The sequence below is a fragment of the Sporolactobacillus terrae DSM 11697 genome, from assembly GCF_000648615.1.
Classification (GTDB): domain Bacteria; phylum Bacillota; class Bacilli; order Bacillales; family Sporolactobacillaceae; genus Sporolactobacillus; species Sporolactobacillus terrae.
Genome location: NZ_JFZC01000039.1, coordinates 114190 through 127272, shown reverse-complemented (window position 1 = coordinate 127272; position 13083 = coordinate 114190). Strand labels below are relative to the sequence as shown.

Annotated in this window: 13 protein-coding genes; 2 read left to right on the top strand and 11 right to left on the bottom strand. The window is 46.1% G+C overall.

Annotation, left to right across the window (positions count from 1 at the left end; genetic code table 11):
• Nucleotides 1-56: 56 nt before the first annotated feature.
• From hemW to gpr, 4 genes are all read right to left on the bottom strand, one after another.
• Entirely contained in the window at nt 57-1202 is a 1146-nt protein-coding gene (gene hemW / locus AA84_RS0107980; protein WP_028976761.1) for a radical SAM family heme chaperone HemW, read from the bottom strand.
• Nucleotides 1192-3015 carry a translation elongation factor 4 gene (gene lepA / locus AA84_RS0107975; RefSeq protein WP_028976760.1) on the bottom strand — a complete coding sequence of 608 codons (1824 nt, stop codon included), beginning with the start codon at nt 3013-3015 and terminating at the stop codon, nt 1192-1194. Before lepA ends, hemW begins: the two co-directional genes overlap by 11 nt.
• Nucleotides 3016-3458: 443 nt before the next feature.
• On the bottom strand, nt 3459-3788 hold the full coding sequence (locus AA84_RS0107970) for a hypothetical protein (protein WP_028976759.1): 330 nt from the start codon (nt 3786-3788) through the stop codon (nt 3459-3461).
• A 71-nt stretch (nt 3789-3859) separates the two neighbouring features.
• Nucleotides 3860-4939 carry a GPR endopeptidase gene (gene gpr / locus AA84_RS0107965; protein WP_028976758.1) on the bottom strand — a complete coding sequence of 360 codons (1080 nt, stop codon included), beginning with the start codon at nt 4937-4939 and terminating at the stop codon, nt 3860-3862.
• Nucleotides 4940-5208: 269 nt separating this feature from the next.
• On the opposite strand from gpr, the gene rpsT reads away from it, so the two are divergent.
• A complete protein-coding gene (gene rpsT / locus AA84_RS0107960; protein ID WP_028976757.1) occupies nt 5209-5475 on the top strand; it encodes a 30S ribosomal protein S20 in 267 nt (88 codons plus the stop codon).
• A 61-nt stretch (nt 5476-5536) separates the two neighbouring features.
• On the opposite strand, the gene holA is transcribed toward rpsT, so the two are convergent.
• The 4 genes from holA to AA84_RS0107935 form a co-directional block, all read right to left on the bottom strand.
• Entirely contained in the window at nt 5537-6565 is a 1029-nt protein-coding gene (gene holA / locus AA84_RS0107955) for a DNA polymerase III subunit delta (RefSeq protein WP_028982552.1), read from the bottom strand.
• 288 nt (nt 6566-6853) lie between these two features.
• Nucleotides 6854-9166: a DNA internalization-related competence protein ComEC/Rec2 gene (locus tag AA84_RS17445; protein ID WP_081791744.1), complete on the bottom strand. Its 2313-nt coding sequence runs from the start codon at nt 9164-9166 to the stop codon at nt 6854-6856.
• A gap of 64 nt (nt 9167-9230) precedes the next feature.
• Nucleotides 9231-9698 carry a ComE operon protein 2 gene (locus AA84_RS0107940; RefSeq protein WP_028976754.1) on the bottom strand — a complete coding sequence of 156 codons (468 nt, stop codon included), beginning with the start codon at nt 9696-9698 and terminating at the stop codon, nt 9231-9233.
• A gap of 82 nt (nt 9699-9780) precedes the next feature.
• Complete coding sequence (locus tag AA84_RS0107935) at nt 9781-10425, bottom strand: helix-hairpin-helix domain-containing protein (protein ID WP_028976753.1); 645 nt, start codon at nt 10423-10425, stop codon at nt 9781-9783.
• A 95-nt stretch (nt 10426-10520) separates the two neighbouring features.
• Here AA84_RS0107935 and comER point away from each other — a divergent pair, with 95 nt between their 5' ends.
• A complete protein-coding gene (gene comER / locus AA84_RS0107930) occupies nt 10521-11354 on the top strand; it encodes a late competence protein ComER (protein WP_236628079.1) in 834 nt (277 codons plus the stop codon).
• Between the two features lie 215 nt (nt 11355-11569).
• Here the strand turns inward: comER and rsfS are convergent, their stop codons facing one another.
• The 3 genes from rsfS to AA84_RS0107915 are packed head-to-tail and all read right to left on the bottom strand — an operon-like array spanning nt 11570 to nt 13081.
• Complete coding sequence (rsfS, locus tag AA84_RS0107925) at nt 11570-11923, bottom strand: ribosome silencing factor (RefSeq protein ID WP_028976751.1); 354 nt, start codon at nt 11921-11923, stop codon at nt 11570-11572.
• On the bottom strand, nt 11920-12510 hold the full coding sequence (yqeK, locus tag AA84_RS0107920) for a bis(5'-nucleosyl)-tetraphosphatase (symmetrical) YqeK (RefSeq protein WP_028976750.1): 591 nt from the start codon (nt 12508-12510) through the stop codon (nt 11920-11922). Before yqeK ends, rsfS begins: the two co-directional genes overlap by 4 nt.
• Nucleotides 12500-13081 (bottom strand): nicotinate-nucleotide adenylyltransferase, encoded by a 582-nt coding sequence (locus tag AA84_RS0107915; RefSeq protein WP_028976749.1) that lies wholly within the window; start codon nt 13079-13081, stop codon nt 12500-12502. The genes yqeK and AA84_RS0107915 overlap by 11 nt, the downstream gene beginning before the upstream one ends.
• Nucleotides 13082-13083: the final 2 nt, after the last annotated feature.

Here is a 13083-nt window from a genome sequence, read left to right as displayed (position 1 = left end):
CATTAAAATTTACCAACTTCATTCCAGTTTGTCAAATCTTTTCGGACATTCTTTCTTCAAGACATTAAGAATGCCCCAAAGACATCGTTGCCTAGAAAGATTCCTCTTTGTGTCATCGCCAGCCGACCATCATGTTCAGCAAGTAGTCCTTTCTTCTTCAGTCGTTCGATCGCATCGCCGTATACCGTTTCGATTGGGCGACCAAATTTATCGTTAAAATGGTCAATGCTGACTCCTTTCATCAGTCTCAGTCCAAGAAACATTTCTTCTTCCATTTTTTCTTCAAAAGTTACTGCATGCTCCGAACGTCGTGAATGACCATTTTTTCGAACACTGTCAATATATTTTTTTATCGGGCCGGCATTGGCATAGCGCATTCCATTGACGTAGCCATGCGCGCCGGCACCCATCCCATAATACTCTTCATTTTGCCAATATAATGAATTATGGATCCCCTCAAATCCCGGCTTTGCAAAGTTGCTGATTTCGTAATGATGAAGGCCGTAACGCCCCAGTTCCAAAATAATTTGACCGTACATATCTGCTTCTATATCCTCGCCAGGCAGCCGCAGACTCCCGCTCTTCATGCGGTTATAAAAAATCGTTTTCGGCTCAAGCTGCAGCGAATAAATGGAGATGTGCGGCGTACCCAAACGTAAAGCTCGCTCCATTGAATCATGAAGGCTCGATTCCGTCTGACCCGGAAGTGCAAACATCAAGTCGACCGTTATGTTATCAAACCCGTGACGCTGAGCTAGCCGAACCGCACGTTCCGCATCATCTGACTGGTGCGCCCGTCCAATCGTTTTCAGCAACTGGTCATCAAAAGTCTGAACGCCGATACTGAGACGCGTAACCCCGTAGCGCTTCATGATCTCAAGCTTAGCTTCATTAAGATTTTCCGGATTCGCTTCGACAGTAAATTCTTTAACCGCAGGATGAAACAAATACTTCCGGACGGTTTGGAACAGCCGCTCGAATTGACGTTCATTCAGTGCTGTTGGTGTTCCGCCGCCAATATAGATTGTTTGCGGAAGTCCAAATTCTGCATAATGACTCATTTCTTGTGCCAAAGCATCAAGGTAGTCGTCGACCGGCTGATTTTTCATGAACACTTTATTAAAGTCACAGTAATAGCAAATATGGTCGCAAAAAGGAATATGGATGTAAGCGCCGCGAACCTTGGCTGGATTAATCGTCATGACTCATCTTGAAGACGGCCATGAATGCTTCTTGCGGGACTTCAACACTACCGACCGCTTTCATCCGTTTCTTTCCCTCTTTTTGCTTTTCTAGCAATTTTCGTTTCCGTGAGACGTCGCCGCCATAGCATTTCGCTAAGACATTTTTTCGAAGTGCTTTGATCGTTGAACGCGAAATGATCTTCTGTCCGATTGCTGCCTGAATCGGGACTTCGAATTGTTGCCGCGGAATCAATTGTTTCAATTTTTCTACGATTGCTTTGCCGCGTTCATAAGCGAACTCCTGATGAACGATAACGGAAAGTGCGTCCACTTTTTCGCCATTCAACAAAATGTCCATTTTGACCAAATCGCTTGACCGGTAGCCGTCCATCTCGTAATCGAGTGACGCATAGCCTTTTGTACTTGATTTCAAAATATCAAAAAAGTCGTACATGATCTCCGACAGCGGCAGATCATAGATCACATTCGTTCGATTCGCATCTAAGTATTCCATGGTTTTAAATTCGCCGCGTTTGCGCTGGCATAATTCCATGACAGCACCGACATAGTCATTTGGTGTCATAACGGTGGCCTTCACATACGGTTCTTCAATCTCTTGAATGAACTTGCGCTCCGGCATTTCGGATGGGTTGCCAACCCGCACACTTGACCCGTCATTCAACTTTACCTTGTAAATAACACTTGGCGCGGTTGCGATCAGATCAATGTTAAATTCACGTTCCAGCCGTTCTTGAACGATATCCATGTGAAGCAGTCCCAAAAATCCACATCGGAACCCGAATCCCAGCGCTTCTGAGGTTTCGGGTTCATACTGTAGCGAAGAATCGTTCAGTTCCAGTCTTCCGAGCGCCTCGCGCAAATCGTCATAGCGCGCAGTATCAATCGGATAGAGTCCGCAGTACACCATCGGATTCATTTTCCGATAGCCGGGCAGCGGCTGGTCCGCAGGCCTGTCCGCATTGGTCACCGTATCGCCGACACGCGTATCATGTACTGATTTGATCGAAGCAGTGATGAACCCCACATCGCCAACCGACAATTCCTCACGATTTTCGATTTTAGGGGTAGCGACGCCGACTTCGAGCACCTCAAATGTTTTTCCATTCGCCATCATTTTAATGGTGTCGCCGACGCGAACCGATCCCTCCATGACACGAATATAAACGATAACGCCGCGATAAGCATCATACAGTGAATCAAAAATGAGTGCTTTTAGCGGTGCATTGGGATCTCCTGATGGTGCAGGTATCTTTTCAATAATCTGCGTGAGTATGTCTTCGGTACCAATACCCGCTTTTGCCGAAGCAAGCACAGCATCAGAGGCATCGAGGCCGATGACGTCTTCAATTTCCTGTTTTACACGCTCCGGATCTGCACTTGGCAAGTCGATTTTATTAATCACAGGGATGATTTCGAGATCATTTTCCAAAGCGAGATACACATTGGCTAAGGTTTGCGCCTCTACGCCTTGCGCTGCGTCAACAACCAGCAGTGCACCTTCGCATGCGGCAAGACTTCGTGACACTTCATAAGAAAAGTCGACATGGCCCGGTGTATCAATGAGATGGAAGATGTATTCTTCGCCATCCGGCGCTTTATACGTTAATTCTACGGCATTTAATTTAATCGTTATGCCGCGTTCCCGTTCAAGATCCATAGCATCAAGCGCTTGTGCTTTCATTTCTCTCTTGGTTAGCGCTTGTGTCGCCTCCAAAATACGGTCGGCAAGTGTTGATTTACCGTGGTCGATATGAGCAATGATTGAAAAGTTGCGGATACGCGACTGGCGCTGTTTTTGATTCTCTGACATTAGTGTTCCTCCTGCTTCCAAAAAAACATCACTTAGTTTCGATTATATCAATGGTCATGACCCGTTTCAATCACGAACACAAAAGGCGAAAATTCAGGCATAAGAAAAGCCGGGCAAAAAGCGCCCGGATATTATCTCCAGCCATGTATGACGGTCTCGCGTCTTTTCGGTGCTGAATTGTCGCTTCGGTTGCTTGCTTGCCGCGGGCGCACCGCGAGCTTCCTCGGACAAGCATTTGTCCTACGGGGTCTCCGTTGGTTTGCGATCAACGGGAACGCTTCGCGGGAGTCTTGCATCTGCGCGTTTAATCCCGGAATGGACGTTTTTTAAAGAGTGTCCTAAAAGTCAATTGACTTTTGAGACACTCTCCTTCATCACCGGTATACCATTGAAACTGCTTCTCCGTATTATACCTATTCCAATAGACCCACCCGACAGGATTTTTAAAATGCATGGATGACGCCTTGCACGGTCTCGGCGACGGCACTGATCCCTAGGAGAAACAAGCGTTGCACGCGTTCGGACAATGACGCGTCGGTTTGATTTTCATTTAATGTAATCCCGGTGTTATTGCGTGTACCGGTTGTTTCTGTTTGTGCGGCGGCTTTCTCACTGTCTGGAATGACAATGTTTTGTTCATGAAAACCTGTATCTGCTTGTGCCGGCTGCGCGGTAGTCGGCTGAGCTGCATCGCGAACCGTGACTGCTCCGTAAAGGACGCAGAAAAGCAAGACAGAAAGAACAATTAGACATTCGATCACGATACGTTTCATCCTGCACTCGCTCCTTTGGGCTTGTCCCGCTTCGTTGCTTCATTCTATGCAGCAAGTCGTGAGTTCATGACTTAATGCGTATATTGGCCGACATTTCCTTGATTCACCTGATGATGAAGCGCTGCATTCAATCCTTCAGCAAGCACATTCCCCATCTTCTCAATAAAGAAATCAACTTCTTTCGGTGTGACCATCATCTGCGATCCGCTTGCACCAAGTGCTTCCTTAATCAATTGTGCTTTCTCAGCTTCACTTAATGTTCCTACCATTCCGAGGAATGCAGCGCGTTTCTCTTGGCTTGGCAAATTAAGTTTACGATAATCGACGGTTTCACCAAATGTCATCCAGGAAGGCGAGAGTGCCTTTGACGGTTTTTTATCCGTCATTTCACGTTCCAAATGGCGCAGCAGCACATCAAGCGCATCACTTGTAATTGTTACAGCATCGACAACAGTCGGCACGCCGATTGCAATAACCGGAATACCCAGTGTTTTTTTACTGAGCTCTTTACGATTATTGCCCACGCCGGAACCGGGATGAATCCCGCTGTCGGCGATTTGAATCGTCGTGTTTAGCCGATCGACCGCGCGAGCAGCGAGTGCATCAATGGCAATCACAAAGTCCGGTTTTGTCTTCTCAATAACGCCTAAGATGATATCACTTGTCTCAATTCCGGTTACTCCCATAACGCCGGGATTAATCGCGCTGACCGGACGATACCCTTGCTGCACGTGTTCCGGCTGAAGATCAAATAAGTGCTTGGTGACCAGCACATTTTCGACAACGCTCGGTCCGAGCGCATCTGGAGTCACCTTCGTGTTGCCTAGTCCGACGATGAGACAGCTTGCATCATCGGCAATGGTCAGTTCTTTTAAAAAGGCAGAAAAGTGTTTTGCAAACAGTTTTTCAACCCGTTCCTCAATATCCGTATCGCCTGTTCGCAAGTCCTTTGCTTCAAAAGTCAGGTAGGATCCTTCTTTTTTTTGTATTGCTGCAGCCGCTTGACTGTCAATCACCATTTTAGTGATTTTAACGCCGGCTTCATCAAAGTGCTCCGTATGCAGCCCTGGAACTTCCGGCTTATTTTCATTGGCTTCGATCGCTAAATCCGTGCGTACCGTATACTTTTTCAGATCTAATTCGTGACTCATGATCGAACTCCTTTCCTCATTTATAAGCGCAACAAGCCTTCGTTGATTCATTCAGAACAGATCATATCTTTTAAAAGGATGTTCATTTATGCTTTTTTCATTCATTCATTGCAAAAGGTGGGACGCTTTGATACAATACAATTTGTCAGATTGGAACTCTGCTTACAGGAATAGGGTCTTTTTGGCCTATCGTTTATTTATATAAGAACGTGTTTATTTCGGCGGAGTAAGGATGATGACCGGGAATTCATGATTTGGAGGTGAATCGAATGCCAAATATTAAATCTGCAATCAAACGTGTGAAAACAAGCGAAGCGAACCGTCAGCAGAATGCTCAGTTCAGATCCGCAATGCGCACAGCGATTAAATCATTCAATGGAAAAGTTGAAGAGAAAGATGTTGAAGGCGCAAAAGCCGCTTTTCTTGCTGCTACGAAAAAAGTTGACAAAGCAGCATCTAAGGGCTTGATCCATAAAAACAAAGCAGCTCATGAAAAATCAAGACTTTCCAAGAAGTTAAGTGGATTGAACGCTTGATCATGAAAAACGGCTCGCTTCGAAAAGCGAGCCTCTTTTTTTTGCCTTATTTAGGATTTGATTATGCAGCTTTACCCGATATAGAGATAATCAGCAGTTCAAGTGCAAGGATTTTATCCATCTGTCCAGTCTTAATCTGAAAATCCGTCTCCGTACAACGCTTGAGCGCATGCTGCAGCAGCACCGGACTGAACGCGCGCGTTTGCTGCAAAGCAAGCTTGACTGCATAAGGATGTACACTCATTTTACTTGCTATACTATTCTGCGTGTAGCCGGCCTCTTGGTAACGGCCGGCTTGATACACAATTCGAAATTGGCGTTCCAAAAGTGCGAGTAATTTGAGCGGTTCCTCTTTCATGCGAACGAGCTCGTGAAACAATTCAAGTGCCTCGGCTGTTTTTTGATGCATGACCTGGTTCACTAGCAAGAACACATTGGTCTCAAGTGACTTAGAGCCGATTTCTTCCACCGCTTGCGCGTCAATTGGACGTTCAGTACCGCAATAAAGCGCGCACTTTCCCACTTCATTTGCCAGCTGGCCAAGATGCGGTCCGACAGCGTTCATCATTTGCTCGTGCCCTTCTCGCGTGTAGTGCGCGCCATACTTTTGGGCGACCTGTTCAAGCAATTGAAAAAGTGCTGTGTCACTTAAATGCGATAGTTCATAAACAGCCGCTGTTTTTTCAAGCCTTTTGACAATTTTCTTGCGTCGATCGAGTTTTTCATACGGCGCAACAATGATGAGAACCGTACTCTCCGAAGGATGGTTCAGATAATCCTCTAGCCGATCAATCGTTTGCTCCACCTTTGTCTTTGTACGCTCTCCGGTCAAAAAGAATGCATTATCCATGATCACAACTTTCTTTTCCCCGAAAAAAGGAATCGTTTCTGCATCCTCGATCGCGTGTTCCAGCGGCAATTCGGTGAGGTCATAGCGCGAAAGATTAAAGTCGCGTTCCTCCTCAACCAACGCTTCACTCGTTAAGTTTTTTTTCATCAATTGAATTAAAAAATCCTGCGTGCCAAAAAGCAGGTAAACGGGTGCAAGCGGCTTTTTTATCGATAAATTTGCTGATTTTGGTTGTGCCATTGAGGTCATCCTTTACCTGCAGGTTCCGAGCGGTATTCTGAATCCGCCCTTTTTACTTTACCGTCCCTTTGCTTTCTTCGCAAGCCGCTTTCACTCAAATGGTCGATAAATAAAAAAGAAAGCGGCGATATCAATTGCTTTCCGCCGCTTCCTGATATATATAAACGCCAACCTGCGAAGCCTAGGACATCGCCGGTCAAGCGATATATGTTACTCTCTCTATGGTATCCTATGAGCAAAAGAACTATGGGTGACATTGCTGCGCTAAATGATGGAAATTCAAGGCGTTTACGGATCGTATGCATGTTCAAAGCCGCTCATCTTCGTTACATCAAACCAGAAGCGAATGGCTCCTGATCGGTCCGTTCTTAAACGAAATACATCGTACTGGTGCAGTGCCTGAACAATCTCCGGATGCGGATGTCCATACCGATTCGCTCTCCCACAAGAAATGACACCGATTGCCGGATTCAACTGTTCCAGCCACGCCTCAGACGTTGATGTGCGGCTTCCATGATGACCAAGCTTAAGCACATCCGCACGTAAATTAGGATACCTTTGCATCAGCTCGCGTTCCCCAGAACTGCTTAAATCACCGGTGAAAAGCCAGCGTTCTCCGCCAAGCACCGCGTATAAGACAACTGAATTGTCATTACTGTTTTTCGCATCCTCTAATGGGCTGAGTATGTGAAAAGCCTGTGCCTTCACTTGTAATGTCATACCCGAGCGCAGCAATCGAATCGCCGTACCTGATGCAGAAAGCGTTTGGAAAAGTTGCTGCTCCTGCAGATTCGGATCATGATAAGGACTGACCAACAATTTTCGAATGGCTGTTTTTCCGACGATTCCCTGCAGTCCGCCGACATGATCATAATCACTGTGGGTAAGCACCAGTGCGTCAAGATGCGTCACGCGCTGGGCAACAAGCTCATTCAACACGACATCCCGCCCAACTTCAAATGGCTTTCTGCGCATCTTCCATTTTTCCTTTTCAAATGGGATTGTTCCCCCCGTATCGATAAGCAGCGAACCTTGACGATGCGGAAGCTGTATCAGAATGCTGTCGCCTTGTCCGACATCAAGAAACGTGACCGACCCGCGCGGATCTGCATAATCAGTCAGCGTCACAACCAGATACATCATCAAAAATGGGGTGCACAGCATGAGCAGTGCCTTTTTGTTACGATGCTGTTCCCAGAGCAGAAGAGAGAGAAAAATCAGAACTACCGACATACAGATCTGCCAACCGGTTAAGGCACCGTAAACCATTTGCAGCGATGGAATTTGTGCCAATTTAAGCAGTATTTGGTGCGGAAGCAACAACAATGCATCCACTGCCCACGAGAAGAACGATGAAGAATCTGCCCAAACGAATGAGGCGAAATAAGCGATGGCACAAAGTGGAAAGATAAGAAAGGTGATAAAAGGAACGAAGAAAACACCGAGGACAACACCAATCAAAGACATCTGGTAAAAATTAGGAACAATGATTGGAAACGTTGCAAGCTCACAAATCAGAGACAAAGTGATCATTCTTACAATGAATGATGCGTAAGCCTGTGCAACAATTGGCGCTGCGATAAGCACAACAAACGCAATGGCAAACGAGAGTTGAAACCCTAAATCAAAAACGATGTTCGGATCAAGAAAAACCATGACAAGACAAGCGATACTGATTGGATCCGACACCGGCATCTTATGCCGTCGAACCAGCGAAAAGAGCAGCACAATACTTGCAGTAATACCAGAGCGGACCACGGATGGCTCTGCTCCGGTTAGAAAGACATATACAGGCATCAGCAAAATAAGAAACAATGCGGCGTATTCCCGCACCACACCGATACGACGAAACAAATAGTACAAACTGCCGAAGACAACGGCAATATGCATTCCGGAAACAACAAGTACATGGACGAGTCCGAACTGGCGGTAAGCCTCAGAAAGTGCGGGATCCATTTGTTGATCGCTGCCAAACAAAAGAGCATTCATCATCTGCGCACTTGGTGAGGTAAACTGCGCATCAATCCGGGCGGTCTGATCTTGGCGAAAACGACTCAAAAAGCCAATCATGTTATAACCGGATTGTGAGCGCATTTGCAACTGTTTCGCATTCATTTTCCAGTAAATATGATGCTGCTCGAGATACTGCTTCTGATTAAATCCATGAAAATTAGTTGGTGCCATGGGCTGGTCCATGGCTCCGATGGCCCGCCACAACTGACCTGCTCTGATGAGATGCCTCAGCCGTTCCTTTTCAACTCTAGTCTTCAACAAATAATCAACGATCACCGTTTCGCCTTGATTCGTTTTCAGTTTAAAACGCAGCCGATCACCGTCAAAGTCCGGCAATGAAGCAATTCGGCCACTCAACTGTGTTTCTCGGCCAGAAAAGATTGATTTATCGGTTTTTACAAACGTAAAATCAACGACAAGGATCAACATAAGAGCCAAAAAGACAGCAAACATACGGTAATGCCGCCGAAAAACAAGATAGAAGCTGTAGCCGATCAATAGTAGCACTGGTACAGTTCCATTGCGTCCGCTAAGCGCCCAAGCTGTCGTGCAGACACATAAAGCAGCCAGATGCCACTTACCTGTCAATGAAAGCTCTCACAAGCACAGTCGCACTCAATCAGCTGCTGTTTCACAGACAGCACCTCCTAAGTTAGACCTCTGTTTTGTCAGAAAAAATTTTATCGATATTCGTTTTGAAAGGAACCTTTTTAACCGTTACGTGCGCTGCTTCAAAAAGCTCCTTCGCATAAGGATGGTTCTTATAATCTTGAGCAAAATAAACAGCTTTGATGCCTGCTTGAATGATCGCTTTGCAGCACTGGACACATGGATAATGTGTAACATAAATTTCTGCACCGTCTGTCGGTTCGCCAAATTTAGCACATTGGAGAATCGCGTTCATTTCCGCATGAATGGTACGCACGCAATGCCCGTCAATCATATAACAGCCTTCATCAATGCAATGGGGCCCTCCGGCAATCGATCCGTTGTATCCTCCGGCAATGATTCTTTTGTCGCGAACGATAGTTGCGCCGACAAAAAGACGTTCGCATGTACTCCGGGTTGCCAATAGATGGCTTTGTGCCATAAAATAATGATCCCACGATAGTCTCTCCATGTCTTAGAAAACCTCCCGATTTTTTACCTGTCCTCCTATTGTATCAGAATCATCGGCTTTTTCAGAGTGCATTCGCGATCGGTCAATAAAGCGCCATAAATGGCTTCATTCGCTCCAGAGATTTCTCACCAATCCCAGATACACCAGCCAAGTCATCCACCGACTTAAACGAACCATGCTCCGTTCTGTATTGGATAATCGCTTTTGCTTTTGCCGGTCCTACCCCCGGAAGCTGTTGCATTTCCTGCTCATCCGCAGTATTTATATTGACTTTTGATTGAGCTGACTGCGATTCCAACGCACCGTTCTCTGATTCTTGTGCCGAGGGAGCAAGCGCCTGTGCACCCTTTTCCGGCACATGGATGACCATCTCGTCAGTAACCTTTTGAGCCAAATTAATTTTGTCCCGATCTGCCTTTTTCGTAAACCCGCCTGCACGTTCAATTCCGTCAATGACGCGTTCTGAAGCTGAAACTTGATAGATACCCGGCTTCTTCACCGCTCCTTTGATGTCAATCACAAAAATTTCGGACGCAGCATCTTTGGCTGGTGCCGCATTCGTTTTCTTTTCTTGATCCGCGTTTGCAAACAATTCTTCAGCCTGCCTCATTTCCGCCTTATTCTGCAAATTGTGTTGGTGCGTAAAATACCAGACGGCACCTGTAAGCAACAGGACAAGAAAACCAATCACTGCCAGCTTGCTTAGCGCTTTTCCAGTGTACTTCATATGTCTCCCCCTTTCGTATCAGGTGCGTCAAAGACATAATCCATTCAAGCGAAACATAAGTTCTAAGAGGAGTTTAACGAGGGCAGAGGTGAATCATGATGAGAATCGGCGTCATTGGAACCGGAACAATTGGGACGCTGCTGGTTGACGCATTAATAAAAAGCAAGGCTGCAAAACCTCACGCGATTTCCGTAATGAATCGCACCAAAGCGAAGGCAGAAGCGCTTGCGAAGAAACATCCACGGCTATCGGTTTGCGAGTCACCAATTGACATTCTCCGCCGGACAGATTTAATTTTTCTTTGCGTGAAACCGAATCAATTTTTTCCGCTGCTGCGTCCGTTGCGGCATGCGTGGCAGCCCAGCCAGCTGGCGATATCGGTAACAAGTCCGATCACAATTAAACAGCTTGAAACGTATGTTCCGTGTCCGGTCGCTCGCGTCATTCCGAGCATCGTCAATCAAAGCCTTTCCGGAAGCACGCTGGTAACCTTTGGAACGCGCATGACGGATTTACAAAAAAGCAGGCTGTGGGCCGTGCTCGCCCAGTTTTCCAATCCAATCGAAATTGATGAAGCAAGTGTCCGTGCGGCTTCGGATATTGCAAGCTGCGGACCTGCCTTTATCACCTACCTGCTGCGCAAAATGATTGATGGTGCGGTCACTACAACACCGTTATCCCATAAACAAGCGACACAGCTGACGACTGAAATGATCGAAGGATTAGGAAATGTGTTCCAAGAAAAGCTTTACACACTTGAGGAGTTGCAGAACAAAGTCACGGTTAAAGGCGGGATAACGGGGGCAGGCCTTAATGCACTTGAGAACGCATTCCACGACGCTTTCGAGAATTTGTTCCGTGCCACACAGGAAAAGTTTGTTGAAGACCAAAAGAAAGTTCGGGAAAGTTTTGAACAAGAAGAGTCTTAATTCGTGGTTTCAAGATAATACATTCGCCGCAATCACGAAAAATCCTTCATTAAGCAAGAAAAAATGATCCGAATATCCTTTCCACATCATAGGATAGCGGATCTTTTTTATTAAGGGGTTGTTTCGTCCCCCTATTCCTCTATTTTATGTGCAAAAACTGTAAAAAACGAAAAAGCACGGAGATCGAATCATCTCCGTGCCTGCGTCGTTCAAACTTATGATAATTTCTTTTCAAGTGTATATGACGGGGCATCTCCCCATAGCTTTTCCAGTTGATAATAATCACGTTCTTCTCGATGGAAGATGTGCGCCACCACATCCCCTAGGTCAATCAGCACCCACCGTGCTTGGTCATACCCCTCCATCCGATGTACTGTGACTCCTTTTTCATCGGCAGCCTTTCGCAAGGCCGTTGATATGGCCTGTACTTGTTTTTCGGAATCACCGTGACAAATGATAAAATAATCGGCAATGACGGAAATTCCCTCCATTTTTAGGATAACAAGATCCTGAGCCTTCTTATCATCAGCGGCCTCGGCAAGGTACTTCACCCATTCTTCGCTATTCATTCAGTCACCTCATTCGTTTTTTTATCATTTTTCATTACAAGATCATTATATGCTTCAAAAGTCTTCGGATAGACGCTTTGTTGTTTGGCGACCAGATAGGCGATCGTTTTCTGGAGTTCTAAGCGCACCGCCTCGTTCAAATCGCGTTCTGCCGCTTCTCTGACCGTATCGACGCCTGGAAAAGAACGATTGGGTTCGATGTAATCAGCAAGAAAAATAATTTTTTCAAGAAGCGTCATTTCTTTACGTCCCGTTGTATGATAAATGATCGCGTTTAAAATATCCGGATCGTCAATCCCAAACTTGTCTTGAACATACACTGCTCCAGCGGGTGCATGCCATAATTTATCCGAATACTTCAGGCAATCGCTCCACGTTCCTGGTTTGCGCAGGATCATCGCCTTTAATTCATCATCGGAGAAATATTTCACGATATCATGCAACATCCCGGCCAATCGTGCCTTATACACGTCTCCCCCATATCGATTGGCGAGCTTGCCGGCCGTTTCCGACACGCCGACAGAATGAACGAAACGTTTTTCCGGAAGAATCTCTTTAATTGCCTGCTCTGCTTCATCAATTTGCATAGAGTCCACGCTCCTTAATGTAGTTTATGACTGTGTCACACAAAAAGTAGCGGCAAGACCGCCCCATCTTTAAACGCTCGCGCAGAAAACTTGAGGACAAATCCACCAAGGGCATCTCGATGTACTGCACATCTGCAAAATCAGGATGCGACTCCGGATAACCTGGGCGATTAAACGCAATGAACGCGGTCATTTCACTTAACTTGCCAACTTTGTGCCATGTTGGGAGATCATCGACCATGTCTGCACCTAGGATGAAATAAAAGCAATCATCCGGATAGCGTTCACGAAGCAATGCAATTGTATCAACAGTGTAGGATTTACCTTTGCGTTCAAGTTCTAAGCGGCATAGTTTAAACCGGTCATTTCCTTCAATCGCCAGTTCAACCATATCCGACCGTTCTTCAGCAGATGCACGCGCATGCTTTTCTTGAACATGAGGAGGCTGATACGTTGGCAAAAACCAAACCTCATCCAACTCGCAGGCCTCAAGCGCCTCTTCGGCAATCAAGAGGTGCATAAGGTGCGGCGGATCAAAGGTGCCGCCATAAACACCAATTCGTTTTCCCATGA

What these genes read in the sequence shown, in the direction of transcription:
- hemW (WP_028976761.1), bottom strand. Translation starts at nt 1,202, where the DNA reads ATGACGATTAATCCAGCCAAGGTTCGCGGCGCTTACATCCATATTCCT.
- lepA (WP_028976760.1), bottom strand. Translation starts at nt 3,015, where the DNA reads ATGTCAGAGAATCAAAAACAGCGCCAGTCGCGTATCCGCAACTTTTCA.
- AA84_RS0107970 (WP_028976759.1), bottom strand. Translation starts at nt 3,788, where the DNA reads ATGAAACGTATCGTGATCGAATGTCTAATTGTTCTTTCTGTCTTGCTT.
- gpr (WP_028976758.1), bottom strand. Translation starts at nt 4,939, where the DNA reads ATGAGTCACGAATTAGATCTGAAAAAGTATACGGTACGCACGGATTTA.
- rpsT (WP_028976757.1), top strand. Translation starts at nt 5,209, where the DNA reads ATGCCAAATATTAAATCTGCAATCAAACGTGTGAAAACAAGCGAAGCG.
- holA (WP_028982552.1), bottom strand. Translation starts at nt 6,565, where the DNA reads ATGGCACAACCAAAATCAGCAAATTTATCGATAAAAAAGCCGCTTGCA.
- AA84_RS0107940 (WP_028976754.1), bottom strand. Translation starts at nt 9,698, where the DNA reads ATGGAGAGACTATCGTGGGATCATTATTTTATGGCACAAAGCCATCTA.
- AA84_RS0107935 (WP_028976753.1), bottom strand. Translation starts at nt 10,425, where the DNA reads ATGAAGTACACTGGAAAAGCGCTAAGCAAGCTGGCAGTGATTGGTTTT.
- comER (WP_236628079.1), top strand. Translation starts at nt 10,521, where the DNA reads ATGATGAGAATCGGCGTCATTGGAACCGGAACAATTGGGACGCTGCTG.
- rsfS (WP_028976751.1), bottom strand. Translation starts at nt 11,923, where the DNA reads ATGAATAGCGAAGAATGGGTGAAGTACCTTGCCGAGGCCGCTGATGAT.
- yqeK (WP_028976750.1), bottom strand. Translation starts at nt 12,510, where the DNA reads ATGCAAATTGATGAAGCAGAGCAGGCAATTAAAGAGATTCTTCCGGAA.
- AA84_RS0107915 (WP_028976749.1), bottom strand. Translation starts at nt 13,081, where the DNA reads ATGGGAAAACGAATTGGTGTTTATGGCGGCACCTTTGATCCGCCGCAC.